This is a genomic window from Haloarcula laminariae (genome assembly GCF_025457605.1).
GTDB classification, from domain to species: domain Archaea; phylum Halobacteriota; class Halobacteria; order Halobacteriales; family Haloarculaceae; genus Haloarcula; species Haloarcula laminariae.
On record NZ_JAMZFY010000002.1, the window covers coordinates 928,529 to 948,610 of the forward strand.

At 67.7% G+C, this 20,082-nt stretch carries 22 protein-coding genes and 1 tRNA gene; 14 read left to right on the forward strand and 9 right to left on the reverse strand.

What is annotated here, in order from left to right:
• Positions 1–62 precede the first annotated feature (62 nt).
• Positions 63–353, reverse strand: a complete 291-nt coding sequence (locus NJQ98_RS16445; protein ID WP_262180645.1) for a DUF7526 family protein — start codon at positions 351–353, stop codon at positions 63–65.
• A gap of 80 nt (positions 354–433) precedes the next feature.
• Complete coding sequence (locus NJQ98_RS16450) at positions 434–1,951, reverse strand: molybdopterin-dependent oxidoreductase (RefSeq protein WP_262180647.1); 1,518 nt, start codon at positions 1,949–1,951, stop codon at positions 434–436.
• A gap of 96 nt (positions 1,952–2,047) precedes the next feature.
• Here NJQ98_RS16450 and NJQ98_RS19100 point away from each other — a divergent pair, with 96 nt between their 5' ends.
• Entirely contained in the window at positions 2,048–2,167 is a 120-nt protein-coding gene (locus NJQ98_RS19100) for an HVO_2523 family zinc finger protein (protein WP_324663887.1), read from the forward strand.
• 131 nt (positions 2,168–2,298) lie between these two features.
• Positions 2,299–4,521 carry a PAS domain S-box protein gene (locus NJQ98_RS16455; RefSeq protein WP_262180649.1) on the forward strand — a complete coding sequence of 741 codons (2,223 nt, stop codon included), beginning with the start codon at positions 2,299–2,301 and terminating at the stop codon, positions 4,519–4,521.
• On the opposite strand, the gene NJQ98_RS16460 is transcribed toward NJQ98_RS16455, so the two are convergent.
• Positions 4,496–5,158 carry a TVP38/TMEM64 family protein gene (locus NJQ98_RS16460; protein ID WP_262180651.1) on the reverse strand — a complete coding sequence of 221 codons (663 nt, stop codon included), beginning with the start codon at positions 5,156–5,158 and terminating at the stop codon, positions 4,496–4,498. The two genes, NJQ98_RS16455 and NJQ98_RS16460, sit on opposite strands and share 26 nt — an antisense overlap.
• A 79-nt stretch (positions 5,159–5,237) precedes the next feature.
• A complete protein-coding gene (locus NJQ98_RS16465) occupies positions 5,238–5,417 on the reverse strand; it encodes a DUF7317 family protein (RefSeq protein WP_262180653.1) in 180 nt (59 codons plus the stop codon).
• Between the two features lie 182 nt (positions 5,418–5,599).
• Between NJQ98_RS16465 and NJQ98_RS16470 the strand changes: the two genes are divergently transcribed.
• On the forward strand, positions 5,600–6,013 hold the full coding sequence (locus tag NJQ98_RS16470) for a DUF5830 family protein (protein WP_262180655.1): 414 nt from the start codon (positions 5,600–5,602) through the stop codon (positions 6,011–6,013).
• A gap of 114 nt (positions 6,014–6,127) precedes the next feature.
• Here NJQ98_RS16470 and NJQ98_RS16475 read toward each other — a convergent pair whose 3' ends face one another.
• A complete protein-coding gene (locus NJQ98_RS16475; protein ID WP_262180657.1) occupies positions 6,128–7,051 on the reverse strand; it encodes a DUF7115 domain-containing protein in 924 nt (307 codons plus the stop codon).
• A gap of 108 nt (positions 7,052–7,159) precedes the next feature.
• Between NJQ98_RS16475 and NJQ98_RS16480 the strand changes: the two genes are divergently transcribed.
• Positions 7,160–7,304: transfer RNA gene (locus NJQ98_RS16480), tRNA-Met, on the forward strand.
• 136 nt (positions 7,305–7,440) lie between these two features.
• On the opposite strand, the gene NJQ98_RS16485 is transcribed toward NJQ98_RS16480, so the two are convergent.
• On the reverse strand, positions 7,441–9,153 hold the full coding sequence (locus NJQ98_RS16485; RefSeq protein WP_262180659.1) for an FG-GAP repeat protein: 1,713 nt from the start codon (positions 9,151–9,153) through the stop codon (positions 7,441–7,443).
• A 238-nt stretch (positions 9,154–9,391) separates the two neighbouring features.
• Positions 9,392–9,772 (reverse strand): nuclear transport factor 2 family protein, encoded by a 381-nt coding sequence (locus tag NJQ98_RS16490; protein WP_262180661.1) that lies wholly within the window; start codon positions 9,770–9,772, stop codon positions 9,392–9,394.
• A 105-nt stretch (positions 9,773–9,877) separates the two neighbouring features.
• On the opposite strand from NJQ98_RS16490, the gene NJQ98_RS16495 reads away from it, so the two are divergent.
• Positions 9,878–10,918, forward strand: a complete 1,041-nt coding sequence (locus NJQ98_RS16495) for a zinc-dependent alcohol dehydrogenase family protein (protein WP_262180663.1) — start codon at positions 9,878–9,880, stop codon at positions 10,916–10,918.
• A gap of 123 nt (positions 10,919–11,041) precedes the next feature.
• Here the strand turns inward: NJQ98_RS16495 and NJQ98_RS16500 are convergent, their stop codons facing one another.
• The gene (locus tag NJQ98_RS16500; RefSeq protein WP_262180665.1) at positions 11,042–11,611 is read right to left on the reverse strand and encodes a response regulator transcription factor; all 570 of its coding nucleotides are present in this window, start codon (positions 11,609–11,611) and stop codon (positions 11,042–11,044) included.
• Between the two features lie 157 nt (positions 11,612–11,768).
• Here NJQ98_RS16500 and NJQ98_RS16505 point away from each other — a divergent pair, with 157 nt between their 5' ends.
• The 4 genes from NJQ98_RS16505 to NJQ98_RS16520 all read left to right on the forward strand — a co-directional run bounded on the left by NJQ98_RS16505 (position 11,769) and on the right by NJQ98_RS16520 (position 13,867).
• A complete protein-coding gene (locus NJQ98_RS16505) occupies positions 11,769–12,182 on the forward strand; it encodes a DUF8009 family protein (protein WP_262180666.1) in 414 nt (137 codons plus the stop codon).
• 204 nt (positions 12,183–12,386) lie between these two features.
• Complete coding sequence (locus NJQ98_RS16510; protein ID WP_262180668.1) at positions 12,387–12,629, forward strand: DUF8028 family protein; 243 nt, start codon at positions 12,387–12,389, stop codon at positions 12,627–12,629.
• Between the two features lie 99 nt (positions 12,630–12,728).
• Complete coding sequence (locus NJQ98_RS16515) at positions 12,729–13,391, forward strand: ribonuclease H family protein (RefSeq protein WP_262180670.1); 663 nt, start codon at positions 12,729–12,731, stop codon at positions 13,389–13,391.
• Between the two features lie 224 nt (positions 13,392–13,615).
• Positions 13,616–13,867: a DUF8015 family protein gene (locus NJQ98_RS16520; RefSeq protein WP_262180671.1), complete on the forward strand. Its 252-nt coding sequence runs from the start codon at positions 13,616–13,618 to the stop codon at positions 13,865–13,867.
• A gap of 21 nt (positions 13,868–13,888) precedes the next feature.
• Here the strand turns inward: NJQ98_RS16520 and NJQ98_RS16525 are convergent, their stop codons facing one another.
• Positions 13,889–16,144, reverse strand: coding sequence for an NADP-dependent malic enzyme (locus tag NJQ98_RS16525; RefSeq protein WP_262180673.1), 2,256 nt, complete (start codon positions 16,142–16,144; stop codon positions 13,889–13,891).
• Positions 16,145–16,340: 196 nt separating this feature from the next.
• On the opposite strand from NJQ98_RS16525, the gene NJQ98_RS16530 reads away from it, so the two are divergent.
• The 5 genes from NJQ98_RS16530 to NJQ98_RS16550 all read left to right on the forward strand — a co-directional run bounded on the left by NJQ98_RS16530 (position 16,341) and on the right by NJQ98_RS16550 (position 20,079).
• A complete protein-coding gene (locus tag NJQ98_RS16530) occupies positions 16,341–16,832 on the forward strand; it encodes a COX15/CtaA family protein (RefSeq protein WP_407045726.1) in 492 nt (163 codons plus the stop codon).
• Between the two features lie 77 nt (positions 16,833–16,909).
• Positions 16,910–17,692, forward strand: a complete 783-nt coding sequence (locus NJQ98_RS16535; RefSeq protein ID WP_262180676.1) for a basic amino acid ABC transporter substrate-binding protein — start codon at positions 16,910–16,912, stop codon at positions 17,690–17,692.
• 4 nt (positions 17,693–17,696) lie between these two features.
• Positions 17,697–18,371 carry an amino acid ABC transporter permease gene (locus NJQ98_RS16540; RefSeq protein WP_431357505.1) on the forward strand — a complete coding sequence of 225 codons (675 nt, stop codon included), beginning with the start codon at positions 17,697–17,699 and terminating at the stop codon, positions 18,369–18,371.
• The gene (locus NJQ98_RS16545; RefSeq protein ID WP_262180680.1) at positions 18,368–19,111 is read left to right on the forward strand and encodes an amino acid ABC transporter ATP-binding protein; all 744 of its coding nucleotides are present in this window, start codon (positions 18,368–18,370) and stop codon (positions 19,109–19,111) included. Before NJQ98_RS16540 ends, NJQ98_RS16545 begins: the two co-directional genes overlap by 4 nt.
• Complete coding sequence (locus tag NJQ98_RS16550) at positions 19,108–20,079, forward strand: amino acid ABC transporter permease (RefSeq protein ID WP_262180682.1); 972 nt, start codon at positions 19,108–19,110, stop codon at positions 20,077–20,079. Before NJQ98_RS16545 ends, NJQ98_RS16550 begins: the two co-directional genes overlap by 4 nt.
• Positions 20,080–20,082 lie beyond the last annotated feature (3 nt).

Sequence of the window (20,082 nt, forward strand, 5' to 3'; positions counted from 1 at the left end):
CCACCGCCGCGGCCAACTGGAGCGTGTGACACCGGAGCCGTACTTCGCCGCCGCCCGCTTTTCTATTCCATTTCGACGACTTCGTAGACGCCGTCGACAGTCGTGAACTCGACCGTCGCCTCGATTTCGCTCCCCTCCTCGGCGCCCTCGTCAGCGACGAGCGTCACCGGCGTGATGGGGTCGCGCTTGAAGAAGGCGACCACCCGCTCGATAACCGACGGTTTGCCGCCCTCCCGGCAGACGAGGAGGTAGCGGGACTCGGCCAGTTCGGCGACGGTCCCGTCGAGTTCGTAGTCCCCGTGTTCGTCGGGCCCGACGACGTGGATGACCTCCCCCGTTATCTCTCTGGGCATACTCGCTGCTCGTGGCCGAGGCGGATGGGTGTTTCTGGTCGGGGGCGCCGTCGTCGCGCACGGGCCGACTGCGGCCGCGACTACGACTGGAACTCCTTGGACACCCACCCGGACGGCCCGGTCGGCGGCGGGTTGGTCTCCTCGCTCGTCTGGACGTTGCCGTCGCGGTCGACCATCCGGACGACCGCCGTGTGTGCGGAGCCGGGCGTGTCGTAGCTGTATTTCCACTGTCGCCAGGCGTCCTCGGCGGGGCCGTCGCCCTCGGCGGCGGGGAGGGGGGCAGAGAGGGTCGCCTCGGACCACGAGGCGCCGCCGTCGGTCGAGACCTCGACCGCCGAGACGCCGCGGAGGCCGGCGTAGGCGTGGCCGGCCAGCTGGCGTCGGCCGTCATCGAGCACGGCGTCGTGTTTGAGCGTGGCCGTGGGTTTGACCGGGCCGGTCCCCTCCCAGCCGCGCTGCTCCCAGTAGCCGTCGACCTCGCGGTTCAACAGCTCGATTTCGGTGAGCCACTTCGTGTTGACCTCGCCCCAGTGACCCGGAATCACGGCGCGGACGGGGTAGCCGTGGCCGCGGGGGAGCTCGTTGCCGTTCATCCCGTAGACGGCGAGGCCCCGGTTGAACGCCTCCAGGGGGAACTCCACCTCGTAGCCGTCCTCGGCCCTAAGGAGGACACAGTCACAGTCGCTCTGTGGTCCGGCCGCTTCGACCAGTCGCCGGAGCGGGACGCCGGTCCAGAGCGCGGTGTCTATCTTGTTGCCGTTGAGTCGGTCCCCGACACAGCGAAGCGTCGAGAACTGGTTGACGGCCGCCATCTCCGTGAGCTCGTCGTAGCCGACGGTCACCTCCGACTCGACGGCGCCCGTTATCGAGAGCGCGTAGTCGCCGGTGTCGGGCTTCGGGTCGATGGAGTTGATGTCGACCTCGTAGAAGTTCTCGCTCACCAGCGGCTCGATGCCGTCGATGTCGAAGGAGTCGCGCTCGGCGATGTCCAGCTTCGTCCGGATGTCCTCGTTGTCCACGCCCGCCCCGTCGAGCGGCGGGGCCGCCTCCTCCGTCGACGACTGGCGCCGACCGACGCCGGCACCGACCGCGGTGGCGCCAAGCGCCACGCCGACCGTCGAGAGCGCGCGGCGACGCTTCGAGGATATCGGCTCCGCGGCCCCCCGGTAGGCGTCGAGCGCCTGTGCGAGCCCGACCACGGCGACCGCGGGGACGACCGGTCCCAGCGCCGGGAGGAGCGTCCGCGTGAGCCCGGCAGTGACGAGCCACGTGACCGCCGCCGTCCCGACTGTCGGAAGCAAGCGGTTGTGTGCCGCCCGACCGACGAGCACGGCCGCGGTGATTCCCGCGGCAAACAGCAACCACGTCAGTACGACGGCCGCGGCCAGGTTCAGCTGCTGGCCGAGGCTGCCGAGATACGTTATCGCCAGGGTGACTATCTCGCCCGGCATCGTCCGCGAGAGCGTTCGCTCGACCGGCGAGGCGACGAACGTCGGCGCGTAGCCGGTCGCGGCGTAGGAGCCGGCGACGCCGGCGGCCCCGGCGGCGAGACCGACCAGCAGCCGCCCGCCCCGGCTGTCGAGCAGCGCGTCGTTCACGCTCACTCGTAGGGGGCCCCGCTGAAAAGCTGTTTTTCCAACACTGTTCCAATTTCGTCCCAAAGAGCGATATAGGGACGGCCCGTTCGCGGTGGTATGAGCGACGACGCCGGCCGGCCCTGCCCGCGCTGTGACCGGTCGATGTACCACCGACACTGCAAGTACGTCTGTCCGGAGCACGGCGTCGTCTACGACTGCGCCGACACGTTCTACTGAGGCTGGTAGCTGGCCTCGTCCCGATGTTCGCGGCGCCGACGCCGGCAGTTCCGGACAGCCGCCCGTGGCGTGGCAGTCGGCCGAACCTGTCTGTTAACGGATTTATAGGGCTGGGACCGTAGTATTGGGCAATGAATAGCGACGGCGACATCCGCGTGCTCCACGTCGACGACGAGCCGGAGTTCGCGGAGGTCGCCGCACTGCATCTCGAACGGGCCGACGACGGCCTGGACGTGGTCACCGAGTCCTCGGCCCGTGACGGGCTGGCGCGGCTCCGGACGACACCGGTAGACTGTGTCGTCAGCGACCACGATATGGCCGGGATGAACGGACTGGAGTTTCTGCGGGCCGTCCGCGAGGAGTTCGAGGCGCTGCCCTTCATCCTCTTTACCGGGAAGGGCAACGAAGAGATAGCGAGCGACGCAATCAGCGCCGGGGTCACGGAGTACCTCCAGAAGGACGTCGGCACCGACCAGTACACGGTCCTGGCCAACCGCATCAGGCGCGCTGTCGGCGAGACCCGGGCCAAGTCGGCGCTACAGGAGTCCGAGCGCCAGCTCTCGACGCTCATCTCGAACCTCCCGGGGATGGTGTACCAGGCGCGCAACGAGCCCGGCTGGCCGATGGCGTTCGTCAGCGACGGGGCCGAGGACCTGGTCGGCTACAGCGCCGAGGCCATCGAGTCCGGGGAGGTGGTGTGGGGGTCGCTCATCGACGACGAGGACGCCGACCGCATCGACCCGCAGGTCCAGCGGAGCATCAGTGACGGCGAACCGTTCGAGGTGACCTACCGGGTCACGACGGCGGACGGCGAGCGGCGCTGGCTCTGGGAACGGGGGCGGGTCGTCGGGCACGACGGCGACGTCGAACTACTGGAGGGGTTCGTCACCGACATCACCGCCCGCAAGGAGCACGAACGGGAGCTGAAACGGGAGCGGGAGTTCACCGAAACTCTCGTCGACACGCTGGACGACCTGTTCTACGTCATCAGCCCGAACGGCAAAGTACTGCGCTGGAACGACACCGCCAGTGAGGTACTGGGATACAGCGACGAGGAACTCTCGACGCTGACGGCGTACGACCTCGTCCCCGAGACGTTCCACGACCGGCTCGACGCGGCTATCGAGCAGTCCGTCCGGACGGGCCAGGCCTCCTTCGAGGCCCCGCTCGTTACGAGCGACGGCGACCTGATACGCCACGAGTTCCGCGGGTCGCTCATCGAGGACGGGAGCGACGCTCCGCTCGGCGTCGCCGGTATCGCCCGCGATATCACCGACCGGAAGCAGCGCGACCGGGAGCTGGGCCGGTACGAGACCATCGTGGAGGCGGTCGGCGACCCGGTGTACGCCCTCGACGAGGACGGCGTGTTCACCTTCGTCAACGAGGCCATCGAGCCGATGACCGGCTACACGACCGACGAGCTCGTCGGCGAGCACATCGGGAGTATCATGACCGACGAGGACCTCGCCCGGGGCAACCAGCTTATCCGGGACCTGCTCGCCGACCCCGAGACCGACAGCGGCACCCTGGAGATGGACGTGGTGACGAAGTGGGGCGAGCGAATCCCCTCGGAGAACAACCTCGCGCTCCTGCCGTCCGACGACGGCTGTTTCACCGGCACCGCCGGTATCATCCGGGACATCCAAGAGCGAAAGGCCCGCGAGGAGCGCCTCTCGGAGTTCGCCTCCGTCGTCAGCCACGACCTCCGGAACCCGCTCAACGTCGTTCAGGGGCGTATCTCGCTGGCCCGGGAGAGCGGCGACGTGGGCCACCTCGACGCCGCGGCCGGGGCCGCCGACCGGATGGAGAAGCTCATCGAGGACCTGCTCACGCTCGCTCGGCAGGGCGACGCCGTCGGGACCGTCGAGCGGATAGATATCGCGACGGCCGCCGAGGAGGCGTGGGACAGCGTCGACACCGTTGGGGCGACGCTCGAACTGGCCGGCACAGCGACCGTCGACGCGGACCCCGACCGGTTGCGGGAGCTCCTCGAGAACCTCTTTCGAAACGCCGTCGAACACGGCGGCTACCGGCAGAGCCCGACCTACGAGACGATATCCCGCCGCCCGCTCGACCAGTCGGCGCTCCGGGAACTGACGGTGACCGTCGGGACGATACCCGAAGACGGCGACGCCATCACCGGGTTCTACGTCGCCGACGACGGCCCCGGCATCCCGGCCGAAGACTGTGAGAAAGTGTTCGAGCGGGGCTTCACCACGTCCACGGGCGGCACCGGCTTCGGGCTCGCAATCGTCGAGGACATCGCGACGGCCCACGGCTGGTCGGTGCGGGCGACAGAGAGCGACGCCGGCGGCGCTCGCTTCGAGTTCACGACGAGTCGGGCCGACCGCTGAAGTGCCGGTACGTGGGGCCGGCAAGCACCAGTATCGCCAGGGCGCCCAGCAGCACGAGCAGCTGCGGGAGCGCCTCGATAGAGAGCCCCTGCAGCGTCAGCGAGCGCATCGACGCGCCGGCGATGACCTCGACGACGACCCACGGTATCTCGCCGACGAAGGTGCCGACGACGAACGCGCGGGTCGAGACGCCCGCAAAGCCCGCGCCGTAGGAGACGGGGTCCGCGGGCACGGGCGAGAGCCGGGCCGCGAGGACGCCCCGCGTCTCGCCGGTCACCTCGATGATACGCCGGCCGGACTCGCCCAGCCAGCCGAACATCCCGCCCTGCTTGCCGGCCCGCTCGGCGAAGCGATAGGGGATGAGACAGGTCACCAGCGCGCCCATCAGCGCGACCGGAATCCCGTAGCCGATACCGAGCACGAAGCCGACGAAGGCCGACAGCGGCATCGTCGGCCACGCGAAGAAGGGACGGACGAGATACAGCGCGACGATGACGCCCGCGAGATACACCGGGTGGTCGGCCAGGTGCATGGCCTCCCGGATGAGCCGCGCCGGGGAGAAAAAGACCGCGACGGCGGCCACCACGGCGACGAGGACGGCCGAGCCCAACAGCTGCCGCTTCGCGAGACGGTCCATCTACCACGTGTGAGCGGGTCGGGTCGGCAAACCTCTTGTGGTCGCCCGCGGCGCGAATCCGTATAAAATGGCGGGGGTGTCAGTTACGCGTCGTCGTCGCCACGGCGCCCCGGTCTTCCGACCGGAGGGTGATACCGCGGGAGCGCAGCTCCGACGCGAGTTCGCTCTCGTCGACCCCTGCTCGTGCCGCTATCCGGGAGAGGCCCAGCTCCGTGGTTCGGTACGTCTCGACCGACTCGCCGAGTGGCGTGTATGTCATAGCAACTGAAGGAAATCGCTCTACTGTTGTAAATCTTGTCCGGAAATTGATGTGTATGTCACGATTGTGCCGGAAAATCAACCGATTATCGGCATATATAGCGCTACAGATGGACAACCGTCATACTCAGTTACTCGCCAGCTACGAGCTATCGGTAGCGACTGTGACCAGTACGCCGGTCGATGGCGTCGGTAAGGATTAATCCGGTCGCCCGCGTCGTGACGGGTGTGCCCGACGACGAGCGCGACCCCGTGGCACTCGGGGTCGAACTGCTTGCCCATCTGGAACACGAGTCGCTGTCGGTCGCCGAGGCGATGGACCGAATCGAAGCGGTGACCACGAACCCCGGCGTCCAGCGCGAGATTCTCGACACCGCCGCGATGCGCGGGGTCATCGACCGCGAAGACGGGCTCGTTCGACCGACCTCGGGGGGTACCTACGTCAGCTTCGAGTCCGACGTGACGGTCCGGGAGGGCGAGTTCTCCTGTGAGCGCTGTGGGGCCGCCATCACCACCGGCCACTTCGTCCAGCTCGACGGCGGCGAACTCGGCCCCTTCGGCTCGACGTGTATCCGGAAGGTACTCGGGCGGGAGTAGCGGGGCGTGACCGTCGGACACGCCCGGAAGCGACCCGTGACCGCAGCAGACCCGGGCCCGGCGTCACCGGAACGCAGTGGGGGCGACACTCCCGACGGCGCCGGAACGACCGCCTCAACGACCCTGGCGTAGCTCCTCGATGAGCGCCTGAATCGTCTCGTCCTGTGCCGCGATGCGTTCGTTCTGTCGCTCGACGGCCGCGGTGAGTTCCGCGACCTGCTGTTCGAGCGCGGCGATATCGCCCTGCCCATCGCCGCTGTCGGTCGACGGGGTGTCGGGCTGGCGACCGGCGTCAGCCGATTCTACCGTCTCCGTCTCCTCGCCGTCGTCGCTCACCAGCGGGTCGATACCGGTCTCCAGGTCCAGCTCCGAGCTGTCGCCGTCGGCCTCGTCCCCGTCGTCGCCGGCCACCTTCGCGTTGAGGTCGGCCAGCGACGACACCTCGTGGAAGGCAAACAGCGCCTCCTGGAGCGTCTTGCGGACCGCGGGCGCCTGGTCGCTGGGCGCCTTGATTCGCTCCGGTCGGTCGTTGACGGCGAGGACGATGGCCGTCGCGACCGACCCCTTCTCGAACTCCAGCCCGGTGACGGCGTCGAACGGGTATGTCTCGAAGTCGCTGTCCCAGGTGACACTGCCCAGGTGTTTCAGCAGGCGCTCCTCGGTGATAACGAGCGTGAGCTCGCTGAAGCGGAAGACGCCGGTGACGCGCTCCTCGGCGCCGATAGCGTCAGAGACCCGCAGTGCCCCCTCGATGAGGCGTTCGAGGACGGCGTCGGCACGGTTCCCCGGGACACCGAAGTCCCGCTTTTCGTCGGTGTAGACGAGCGTGAACTTCGTCTTCCGACGGCCGGTCGAGATAGTCAGCCGCTCGAAGTCGTAGGGGTAGGACTCGACTTTCTCGTCGCTCAGTAGGCCCTCGCCGCGGTAGACGAGCGTTCTGGTCGGTGTGAAACAGACCGCGTCCTCGTCGCCGAGCGTGACGCCGGCCTGAATCTCCTCGTCTCCGAGTTCCTGTTTGACGAGGTCTGGTATATCCATGGAGGGGGATACCAGCGTGGTGGCTTAAATCCCCCGACCGTGTGAGGACGACACAGCCTCCGGGGAGATGAGAACCTTCAATACGGCGAGTGGCAAATCACCGAGTGCGCCCGGGTGGCTTAGCTGGACATAGCGCCGCACTCATAGGGTCACACGACTCATGCGGTACCACACCGGCATGACCCGTGGGGTGCTCGTCACACCCCGGACCTGGGTTATGCGGAGATCGAGGGTTCGGAGCCCTCCCCGGGCATTCTCAAACCGTCGCGAACGTCCGTGAGCGGTAGCCCTGTGAATGCGCTGCGGTGGGCGGCGCAGGGATTCACGCGAACGCCGGCGAGCGTGAAGCAGGCCAAACGGAGTCTGGCCGTGGTTCGAAGCCCCACGAATCACCGCTGGAAGAGATACGTCGCCCCCGTCCTTGCGGCGCTTCCGCCCCGTTCGTCGACGGCACAGACGAACGCTGTGTCGCCGTCGAGCGCGACGTCGTACCCGAACTTGTCGTAAGGGTCGCCGTCGTCGGCGGTAAGCTTCACCAGCTGGTCCCACTCCTGACCGTCGCGGGTGAAGATGTACGCCGCGCCGCGGGCGTCGTTGCCCACCCCGTCGAAGATATCGGCGCCGACGATGAGGCGGTCGCCGTCGAGCGAGACCGAATAGCCGAACCAGTCCCGGGTGTCCCAGTCGTCGGGGGTGAGCTTCGCCTGCTGCGTCCAGTCTGCCCCGTCCCGGGTGTAGACCCAGGCGGCCCCGGCGTCGGCTCCGGCGACGTCCTCCTTGTGTGCGTCGTGGCTCGCCACGACCGCCGTGTCGCCGTCTATCGCCACCGACTGGCCCTGTCGGTCCTCGTCGATGACGTCCTCGCTCCGGAGGAACGCCTGCTGGGTCCACCCACCGCCGGAGCGGCTGAAGACGAGCGCGCCGCCGACCGAGGCGTAGCCGAAGTCGTAGTAGATGGTGTAGGGGGCGCCGGCGACGATGGTGTCCCCGTCGACCGCCACGTCGTAGCCCAGCCCCTCGGCCTCGTCGTTCACGTCGGTGCGGGTCTCTTCGAGCGTCGTCTCCCGGGTCCACGTCCCGTCGGACCGCGTGAAGACGTGGACCGTCCCTTCGCTGTCCCCGCCGGTACCGTCGTCTTCGGGCGCGCCCACGGCGATGGTGTCGCCGTCGATGTCGAACGCGCTGGCGAACCCGTCGTCGGGGGCGAGGTCGTCGGGCGCGAGCGTCGCCTGTCTCTCCCAGCGCCCGTCCGAACGCGTAAAGACACTGACGGCGTCGTTCTGTTCGGTCGTGCCGGGCGCGTCGACGAGTATCGTCTCCCCGCTGACGGCCACGTCGTTTCCGGTTATCTCCGTTTCGTCACCGAGTTTCGCCTCCGTGACCCAACCGTAGTCGGTGAGCGTGAGGACGTACGCGGCCGCCTCGCCGTCGGCGCCGATAACCGCCGTGTCGCCGTCGATTGCGGTGGACACACCGAAGCCGGCGTCTAGCCCGCCCCTGACCAGTTTTTCCACCTGCATCCACTGTTCTCCGGGTGACAGCCGCTCCAGTGAGACGCGCACGAGGTCCATCGGCGAGCCGAGCGCCGCGCCGTCGCTGTCGACCGCCGTGACGTCCTCGAAGTCGGCGCCCAGCGACTCGGTACTCTCACTCCCGGTAACCCGATAGACGCCGCCGGTCGCCAGCGTCGTGTCGGACCCGACGAACAGCCAGCTACCACAGGGCTGCCCCCAGGGACCGTGGCCGCTGGGCCCGCCGGCGAGGTCGACGTCTTCCGAAGCCGTGACAGTGTAGGCCCCGAAGCGCTCGGTCTCGCCCGCGGTCGCCGACGGGCCCGGGACCTCGACGGCGACGCCGGCCTCACCGTCGCTATCTTCGGCAACCCGCGCCACGTAGAAGGTGTCACCCCACCCCTCGACGTTCGGGACGCAGGCCACGTCGTCGGACCCCGTCAGTTTGCGGTACGACGAGTGGCTGATGTAGCCGTCCACTTCCTCGCTGTCGCCGTCGGTTCGCGCGCTGACGCCCCCGCCGGACATCGCGGCTGCCACCAGTCCCCCACCGACGACCGCGCCGCTGCGAAGAACGCCACGCCGGTTCATCAGTCTCTCTCCGGTCTCTTCTGTCATCTGTCTGGCCTCGCTACGACCCGGCATCGATTAGTTACGGACAATGTACATACCAGTTCGACGGGAGTAGTCAGTGATACACCACAGGTAGATACGCCCTACCGTCGGCTCCGGGGCAGTTGTGGCCCAACTCCCTACGACCAGACCCCGCCGCCGGGGGACCAGGCCGGTCCGCTCGGCTCCGGGTCCCCTCTTTTCCCGGCCGGTGTCGCTACAGTTCGGTCGCGGCGCTGACGTGCATCCCGACGAAGGCCCAGTCCCCGTCGCGGCGTTCCAGGACGCCGCTCCAGCGGCTGTCGAACTCGTGGCGCTCGCCCCCGTCGGTCCAGGCCATCGCCACGTCGTCGCTGAACCACGCGACCGAGTCACGCTGGGTGACGCGCAGGTCGCGGCTGTCGACGGACCAGTCGCTCGTCGAGGCGGTCTGGTCGCGCAGTCCCGCCCGGACGCGGTCGGAGCCGACCAGCCGCTCGCTGATGCCGACCTTCACGATGGCGTCGTCCCCGGGACGGTCGTCGGCGAAGAAGGTATCGAGCGGTGCCCCGTGGCGCAGCGAGTCGTAGTACTCGTGGATGGTGGCTCGCGCGTCCATACCGGGAGATTCGCCCGGAGGAACTTATACTGCCGGCCGTCCGGCACTCCCGTCCCCCTCGCCGTGGGGCGAACGGATTTCAGGGCCCCGGTCCAATCAGGGCGTATGCGCGCTGCAATCTACAACGGCCCCGGCGACATCGCAATCGAGGAGGTCCCGAAGCCGACTCTCGACTCCCCCACCGACGCCATCGTCCGGGTCACACACACGGCCATCTGTGGCTCGGACCTGTGGTTCTACCGCGGCGAGAGCGACCGCGAGGAGGGGTCCCGCGTCGGCCACGAACCGATGGGCATCGTCGAGGCGGTCGGCGAGGACGTCACCTCGGTCGAGCCCGGCGACCGCGTCTTCGCCCCCTTCGTCATCAGCTGTGGCCACTGCGAGTTCTGCCGGAAGGGGCTGCACACCTCCTGTGTCAACGGCGACTCCTGGGGCGGCGAGAACGGCGGCTGCCAGGGCGAGTACATCCGGGCGACACAGGCCGACGGGACGCTCGTCAGAGTGCCCGACCGGCACGCCGACGACGAGGAGACGCTCAGGTCGATTCTGCCCCTGACCGACGTGCTGGGGACGGGCCACCACGCCGCTGTCAGTGCGGGCGTCGGCGAGGGCGACACCTGTATCGTCGTCGGTGACGGCGCGGTCGGGCTGTGTGGCGTGCTCGCGGCCCGGCGGCTGGGCGCCGAGCGCATCATCGCGATGGGCCACCACGAGGACCGACTGGAAATAGCCGAGCAGTTCGGCGCGACCGAGACCGTCGCCGCCCGCGGCGAGGAAGCGGTCGAGCGCGCGACGGAACTCACCCACGGCGGGGCGAACCACGTCATAGAGTGCGTGGGCGCCGCGTCGGCGATGGACACCGCCATCGACGTCTGTCGTCCCGGCGGCACCGTCGGCTACGTCGGCGTCCCCCACGGGGTCGACGAGTCGGGTATCGACGTCTTCGGACTCTTCCGGCAGAACCGCACGCTCCGGGGCGGCGTCGCACCGGTTCGGGCCTACGCGGAGGAACTGCTCGCCGACGTGTTGCAAGGGACGCTGGACCCGTCACCGATATTCACCAAGACCGTCGACCTCGACGGCGTTCCGGAGGGGTACCAGGCGATGGACGAACGGGAAGCGATCAAAGTCCTCGTGACGCTCTGAGCTCGGTGACACGGCCGGACGGGCAGATACCGCTTCCTCACGAGAAACCCTCTCCGAGACTGGCTGTCGTCGCCGGTGCGGCAGACAGAGCGACGCGGACGCCGAGACGCTTCGCGACCGGTGTTATCCGCCCGGGAAGTCCCTGAACGCCGACTCGAAATCGTCGAGTTCGTCGACGGCGGAGTCGGCCCGCTCCCGGAGGGCCTCGACCCGCTCGCTCACCTCGCGGTACTCCTCGTGTGCGTCGAGTTCGACCGGGTTCTTCTCGGATTCGAGCGTGGCTTTCTTCGAGGCCATCGCGAAGTACTCCTGGAGGTGTTCGTCGTAGGTGTCCCGGGTCCGCATCGCCTCGACCGTCTCTAGCAAATCGTTCCGGTCTACCGGTTTCGTCAGGTAGTCGTCGAAGGGCATCTCGACGATGTCGAAGCCCGGGTCGACCGCTGTGACCATAACCACGCGGCAGTCGACTCCCCGCGCCTCGATTTCGTCGAGTACTTCGTCGCCGGACATCGCCGGCATCTGACGGTCCAGAAACACGACATCGACGCCGTCGACGCGGTCCAGTGCCTCCTGCCCGCCGTTGGCACTCCGCACGTCGTGGTCCGTCCCGAGCCAGGTCGCGTACAGCTCGGCGACGTCCCGCTCGTCGTCGACGACGAGAACGGTCGTTTCCTCTGTTGCTGTTGTTTGCACCGTTTACCTCCTCTCGGTCACCGCGGACACGTTTCGGAGTGTTTCCCAGCCACCATGATAAACCCACGCACGAGATTATCAGCGCTGATTGCTCAGGTCACCGCGTTTCGACCGACAGTCGTTCCGTCTTTGTATCGTGCGTCCCTGGGTTTCGGTGATGACTACCGACCCGTCGGTGCTTCGCTCGCTCGCTGTCAGCGCGGAGGACCTGCTCGCGGCGATGGAGGCCGACGCTCGCGGGGGTCCCCGGACCGTGCTTCGCGTTACCCCGCCGTTCAGCGGCCGGATGCGTGCCCGCCTGCACGTCGTCCGGACGGCAGACGACGAGGGGACAATCAACGTCCCGCCGCGGGCGTTTCTCGACGACGACGCGCCGCCCTACCCGACACCGGACGAGACGGCCGACGAACTCCGCTCGCGGGCGGACCTCGACTACTCGGTCGACCGCCACCGCGAGTACCACGAGGAGCGGGTCGACGACTGGCGGTCGGCGCTGCTCGACCACGTCGCCGAGTCGGTCACCCTCCCCGATGTCGACGGCGAGATAGACGTCTCGCTGCTGGGTCCATAGTCTCCGGAGACGACCCCAGTGCTACGTAGTTTTGCCCGTACACGCGTGACGGGGCCAGGAAGACGGATAAAAGCTCTCGGCGCCTCTGAAGCGGTTGTAAAACGTTCGCAAGGCGTCTTCTAGGGCCGTGAAACGGGGTGAAACATACCGAAACCTCTCGCGGTTATAAGATGATGACCTCTGTACGTAGTGACAAGTAACACAATGCCAAGTTCGTCAGTCAACGAACTGTTCGCCACCGTCGACGACGCGGTCCCCAGTGTCGGGCGGTCGATCGTGACCCCCATCCGCGGGGTCGCGTTCTGGACGGCAGTCGCCCTCCCGTTCCTCTACCTGCCGCTGCTCGCGACCGGGCTGCAGTCCTCGGCCGTCCGGACAGCGTTCGGGGCGCTGTTGCTCGCCAACGCCGTGTCCCTGCTCGTCGGCCACTCCTACGCCAGAGACTAGTCGGGGACCGTCGCCGGGAGCGGTAGCGAGCCGGCGGTGTGTCGGTTTTCCCGGAATTTCGGACCACATATTTAATATCCCGCTTGTCCTACCTGTCCCATGGCCGCTTATGGCCGGCCGACGTTACGAGACCTGTTCGATGAGTCACCCACTCCGCATATCGCTCACCCGCCTCGTAGCCACCATCGGGACTTCTACATCGCTACCGACGGCTCGTTCCGACCCCACAGCGGCGGGCCGGTAAACGGCGACCGGACACCGACCGAGTCCGGCGGGCTGGGCGTCGTCATCGAGACGCTCGACGGCGAGCGCGTGGTCCGGCTCTCGGTTCCGGACAGCGCCCCCGACAACAACGTCGCGGAGTATCGCGCGCTCCACCTGGGGCTGGACGTCCTCGCCACGCGAGCGCCCGACGACGCGCGCGTGGGGCTGCTTATCGACCACGACCAGTTGGCGGAGAACGTAAACGCCGAGTCGCTCGCGACACACGGCTCGGCCTACGACCCGCCACACGGCGTCAGCGTGCCGCCGGCGACGGGGCTGCACTGGCGGGGCATCCAGGCCCGCATCAACGGCTTCGACGAGGTCAGGGCCGCACGCATCTCCGGCGACCGGAACCCCGCCCACCCGCTCGCCAACGCGCCCGACCAGTACGACCACGTCAACACCGAGGCGGACCGCTGTCTCCGGACGGAGTCCGCGAGTAGCGACGAGCGGGTCCCCCCGCCGTCGCGTGCCGACCGCGGCGAGGCGATAGACTGACGCTCCCCCGCGCCCCGTTTTCCCTCACCGTCTCTCACTCGACCGGGCAGTGTCGGTATCGATAACTCCGGCCGTAGTAGCCACTCATAAGTTATGGCATAGTTACAACGCGATTCTCTCGCGGTTCTGATAACGTTCGTTCAACGTTCCCCCAACGTCACTCAGGCAAATTTTAAGTGGGGGGGGGGGGGGATACATACACTCGAACGAGAGGTGACAGTGACATGAACACTGGACGCCAAACGCACGGCCCAGACGGACAGTCCTGGAACCGTCTCCTCCGGCCGGGGTCGGTCTCCCGGTACGACCTCGTGCTGGCCGTCATCCCGGTGGCGTTCCTGCTTACGGCCGTCGCGAGCGGGCTTCTCGGCGTGACGATGCGGACTGCCCTCGCCGTCGGGGCGCTGCTGGGTGCGGCCGTCGTCACCGACGCCCTCTTTCTGAACCCGCCCACCGGGGGCGGACGAAGAAACTGAGTCCCTTCGGCGGCGCCGACGCTACTCCTGCTGTGCGTCGACCACGGCGACGCCGGCCAGGTTGACGATGTCCTTGACCTCGTCGCCGCGCTGGAGGACGTGGACGGGTTTGTCCATCCCGACGAGCATCGGCCCGATGGCCTCCGCGCCGCCGAGCCGCTGGAGGAGCTTGTAGCCGATGTTGCCGGATTCGAGGTTCGGGAAGACGAGGACGTTCGCGGGGTCTTCGAGTTCCGAGAACTCGTAGGTCCCGGTGAGGATGTCCTCGACGACGGCGGTGTCGGCCTGCATCTCCCCGTCGACGGGGAAGTCGACGCGGTCGTCGGCCTGCAGCTGGGAGACGGCGTCGCGCGGCTTGCGGGTCCCGGCGTTGTCGACGCTGCCGAAGTTCGAGTACGAGAGCATCGCCGCCCGCGGCTCGACGTTGAACCGGCGAGCGAGCTCGGCGGTGTGGCGGGTCACCTCCGCGAGCACGTCGGCGTCCGGGTCCTGATTGACCGTCGTGTCCGCGCAGAAGATGACCTGGTTCTTGAACGTCAGCATGTAGACGCCGGCGGCGTAGTCGGCGTCCTCGGTGGTGCCGATGACCTGCAGCGGCGGGCGCAGCGCCCGCGGGTAGTGGTTGGTCAGACCGGTGAGCATCGCGTCGGCGTCCCCCATCTCGACCATCACGCTGCCCAGGTAGTTGCCGTCCCGGCACAACTCCTCGGCCTCGCGGCGGGTGACGCCCTTGCGCTTGCGAAGCTCGTAGAGCCGGTCGGCGTAGGCGTCGATGTCGGCCGTCTCGGGGTCGACGACGACCGGGTCGAACTCCAGGCCGAAGCGGCGGCGCGTGGCCTCAATCTTCTCGGCGTCACCGAGCAGGACCGGCTCGGCGATGCCCTGCTCGACGAGCTGGTAGGCCGCCCGAATCATCTTCTCGTCGTCGCCCTCGCTCAGCACCACGCGCTTGGGGTCGCTCTTTGCCTTGTTCAGGACGACCCGCATCATCTCACGGGACTTGCCCAGCCGGGCCTCCAGCTCCTCGACGTAGCTGTCGGTGTCGAGCTGGGTACGGGCCGCACCACTCTCCATCGCGGCCTGTGCGACGGCGGGCGTCACCTCGAAGAGGACCCGCGGGTCCAGCGGTTTCGGGATGATGTACTCGGGACCGAACTGCAGGGGCTGGTCGCCGTAGGCCTTGACGACGGCGTCGGGGACGTCCTTGCGTGCCAGCTCCGCCAGCGCCTCCGCCGCCGCCACCTTCATCGCCTCGTTGATTTCGGTGGCGCGCACGTCGAGGGCACCACGGAAGATGAACGGGAAGCCGAGGACGTTGTTGACCTGGTTGGGGTAGTCCGAACGGCCGGTGGCCATGATGACCGCGTCGTCGCGGGCGTGCTTGGCGGTCTCGTAGTCGATTTCGGGGTCGGGGTTGGCCATCGCGAAGATGATGGGGTCCTCGGCCATCGACTGGACCATCGTCTCGTCGACGATGCCGCCCACCGAGAGCCCGACGAAGACGTCCGCGCCGGCCATCGCGTCGGACAGGTCGCCCTCGGGTCCGTCGCGGGCGAAGGCCGCCTTGAACTCGTTGAGGTCCTCGTGGTTCGCTCGGTCCTCGGTGATGATGCCCGAGGAGTCACACATCGTGATGTTCTCCCGCTGTGCGCCGAGCGAGACGTAGAACTCCGCGGTCGCGATGGCGCTGGCCCCCGCGCCCGAGAAGACGATGTCGAGGTCGGCGAGCTCCTTGTCGGCGATGTCGGCGGCGTTGACCAGTGCCGCCCCGGAGATGATGGCGGTGCCGTGCTGGTCGTCGTGGAAGACGGGGATGTCCATGGTCTCGCGGAGCCGGCGCTCCACCTCGAAACACTCCGGGGCCGCGATGTCTTCGAGGTTGATTCCGCCGAAGGTCGGTTCCATCGCCCGGATGGCGTTGACCATCACGTCCACGTCCTCGTCGGTGTCGAGTTCGATGTCGAAGACGTCGATGTCGGCGAACCGCTTGAACAGGACGCCTTTGCCCTCCATTACGGGTTTCGAGGCCTCGGGGCCGATGTCGCCCAGCCCCAGGACCGCCGACCCGTCGGAGACGACGCCGACGAGGTTCCCCTTCGCGGTGTAGCGGAAGGTCTCCTCGATGTCCGCGGCGATCTCCTCACACGGCGCGGCCACGCCGGGCGAGTACGCGAGCGAGAGGTCCCGCTGGGTGTTTGTCGGTTTCGTCGTGGCTATCTCAATCTTGCCGGGGGGGTCCTGGCTGTGATACTCAAGCGCGTCCTCGTCGAGTCCCATAGCGAATAGCTGTCAGGCGTGCGTATAAAGGTACCCTGACTCGGGTGTGAGTTCCTGTCCTCTCGCGGCTGTACCGGGGGTCGGGCGGCGAAACCGCGGACAGTTCGAGCGTTCATCTCACGGCGCGGAGCCACGACGCCGGTCGCAGCGACCGCAAAGAGCGGGGCATAAGTACATCCAGTTCGCATCGCTAGCTATGACCACCCGTTTCCGCCAGCTGCTCACGGGGACGACGGCGCTGACCTTCCTGCTCATCCTGCTCGGTGTGTACACCGGGGCCATCGGTGCCGGTCTGACCTGTGGCGCGCGCTGGCCGCTGTGCGACGGCTGGATGGGGCTGTTCCCGGCCAACTGGGCGAGCTTCGTCGAGTGGTTCCACCGCCTCGTCGCGATGATAACCGGTTTCGCCATCATCGGCTCGGCTGTCGCCGCCTGGCGGGGCGAGTACTCGTCGCGAATCAAGTACGCCACCGCCGTCGCGACGGTGGTGCTGCCGGTCCAGATACTGCTGGGCGCGAACACGATCATCAACTTCGGCGCTCTCGCGCAGGTGCTTCACCACGCCGCCGCGCTGACTATCCTGACCGCGATGGTCGCCGCGACCGCGTGGTCGTTTGCCGCCCCCGCGACGGCCGCCGCCGATGCCGCGGCGGGGACCGACACCGACGCGACGCCGGGTTCGGACTGACCCCGTCGAGTTGGCCAACTTACTACACGCGTTAGCTGGTTCGTAACACTCATTTCGGCATACCCCGATTGACGGGTATGTTTGAGAGTGAGCTCTCGCGTCGACAGTATCTGACGACCGTCGGCGGAACCGCGGTCACGCTTTCGGTGGCCGGCTGTTCCGGCGACGACGGCGACAGCGCACAGACCATCACCGCCGGAACCGCGCCCAGCTTCCCGCCCTTCGAGATGAAACAGGACGGCGAAATCGTGGGCTTCGACGTCGACCTGCTGGAGGCCGTAGTTGAGCAGACCGACTACGAGTTCGACGGCTGGGAGGAGTACGAGTTCGACTCGCTCACGCCCGCGCTCGTCAACGAGAACATCGACGTCATCGCGGCCGGGATGACCATCAACGATGACCGCGACGAGACCATCGACTTCAGCGACCCGTACTACTCCTCGAACCAGGCCATCGTCGTCCGCACCGACGGGGACTTCTCGCCGGGTAGCCTCTCGGACCTGTCCGACCGACCCGTCGGGGCCCAGAAGGGGACCACGGGCGAGGGCGTCGTGCAGGACGAACTCGTCGGCGACGAGATTACCCAGGACCAGTACAACGCCTACGACAACTACGTCCTGGCCATCCAGGACCTCCAGAACGGCAACGTCGACGCCGTCGTCATCGACGTCCCGGTCGCCGAGACGCTCACCGCCGACCGACCTGTCGAGTCGGCGTTCGTCCACGAGACCGGCGAGAAGTTCGGCTTCGGCGTCCGCGACGGCGACGAGGCGAGACAGACGGCGCTCAACGACGGGCTCTCGACGGTCCGGGAGTCGGGCACGTACGAGGAACTGACCCAGACCTGGTTCGGCGAGTAGACCGATGATGCAGGCTGGCGACTGGGCGTTCGTCCTCGGCAATCTGAACTACCTGCTGTCCGGCGTGGTGGTCACGGTCGGACTGACAGTGGCGGCCCTCTCGCTTGGGTTCCTGCTCGGCTTCCCCGCGGGCGCCCTCGAAGTGTACGGCGGCGGGGTGTCGCGCTGGGCGGTACAGACCGCCGGCGTCGTGCTCAGGGGGACACCGATTGTCGTCATCATGCTGGTGCTCTACTTCGTCGTCTCCATCTCGGAGTCGGCGTTCGTCACCGCCACTGTCGGCCTGGGGCTCCGGAGCGCGGCGTACCAGTCCCAGCTGTTCCGGGGGGCACTCCAGAGCGTCGACGACGGGCAGGTAGAGGCGGCCCGCGCGGTCGGGATGAGCCGCTTCGAGGCCATCCGTCACGTGGCCGTCCCACAGGCGCTCCGGCGCAGCATGCCCGGGTTCCAGAACGAGTTCACCATCGTCCTGAAAGACACCAGCATCGCGTTCGCGATCGGGCTCGCGGAGCTGCTGACGCGGGGGTACGACCTGTTCACGCAGTCGGGCGGGTCGACCGCCGTCCTCGAAGTGATACTCGTCATCAGCGCTATCTACTTCGTGTTGACGTTCGCGACCAACCGCGGGCTGGACCGGCTGGCCGACTACTACGCGATTCCGACCGGAGAGGACAGATGACACTGCTACGAGTAGAGGACGTACACAAGTCCTACGGCGACGAGGAGGTACTGCGCGGCGTCAGCTTCGAGATGGACCGCGGCGACGTCGACGTGTTGATGGGGCCGAGCGGAAGCGGGAAGTCCACGATGTTGCGCTGTATCAACAGACTGGCCGAAATCGACAGCGGCGACATCTGGCTCGGCGACACGCACGTCACCGACGCGGGGACGGATGTCAACGACCTCCGACAGCGGGTCGGCATGGTGTTCCAGGATTTCAACCTCTTTGCCCATCTCACGGCCCTGGAGAACGTCACGCTCGGGCTCAAGCGCGTCCGCGGGATGGCCGAGGACGACGCCGTCGAGGCGGCCACACACCGGCTCGAACAGGTCGGGCTGGCTGACCAGGGCGGCTCCTACCCCGCCGAGCTCTCCGGGGGCCAGAAACAGCGCGTCGGCATCGCCCGCGCGCTCGCGATGGAGCCCGACCTGATGCTGTTCGACGAGCCGACCAGCGCGCTCGACCCCGAACTCGTCGGGGAGGTCGTCAGCGTGATGCGCGACCTCGCGGAGCAGGGGATGACCATGCTCGTCGTCAGCCACGAGACGGGGTTCGCTCGCTCGGCCGCCGACGACATCCACTTCCTCGACAGCGGCCGAATCGTCGAGTCCGGCCCCCCGGACCAGCTGTTCGACCGCCCGGAACACGACCGAACCGCGTCGTTCCTCAGCGGCCTCGAGTCGAACCCAGAGCGATGAGTACCGAAGACCAGACGCTCGGCGACCAGATGCGGACGACGGTCGACGTCGACCGGCCGGTCGCCCTCGCGGGACTCGCGCTGTTCTGGGGCTGGCTCGCGGTCCGGCTGGCGAACGACTACCTGCTTCCGGCCGGCGTCGCCGTCCCCCAGGACCGCTCGTTTTTCCCCGTCTCCCCGTTCGAGTCGGCGGCCGACTCGCTTTCGAGTGTGGCCGCGTCTGCCGGCGTCGTCGGCGCGCCGCTTGACGTGGCCGCCGGCCTCCTCTCGTTCGTGGCCGGCGCCATCCCCTCGCTCCCCGCCCTGGCCCGGGGGGCGTGGCTCACCGTGATTCTCACCGTCGCCGGCATCACGCTCGGCTTCCTGCTGGCGGTGCCGCTCTCGGTCGCCCGGGTGTACGGCGGCCGCCTCCTCAGGTGGCTGTCGCTCTCCTACACCGAGCTCGTCCGGGGGACGCCGCTGCTGGCCCAGCTGTTCGTGCTGTACTTCGGGCTCCCGCTGACCGGTATCCTCCGCGAGCTCCCCGGCGTCGGGACGGGCTTTGTCCCCGGGACGGCCGCCCTGGTCGCCATCCTCGGGTTCACGCTCAACAGCGCGGCCTACCAGGCCGAGTACATCCGCTCGGCGCTCGAATCGGTCGACGCCGGACAGCTCACCGCGGCCCGCTCGCTCGGCCTCACGAAGCTCGAGGGCATCCGGTTCGTCGTCCTCCCGCAGGGGCTTCGGTACGCTATCCCCTCGTGGTCGAACGAGTTCGTCTACCTCATCAAGTACTCCTCGCTGGCGGCGTTCATCACCGTCCGGGAGCTGTTCTTCCAGGCCGAGTCCATCGCCAACGACACGTTCCGGTACACGGAGCTGTACGTGCTCGCGGCGCTGTTTTACCTGGCGCTTGTCGTCTCGGCCTCAGTGTTGATGGGGGTCGTCGAGGAGCGGACGGCGATTCCGGGACTGGGCGGGACTCGGTAGTCC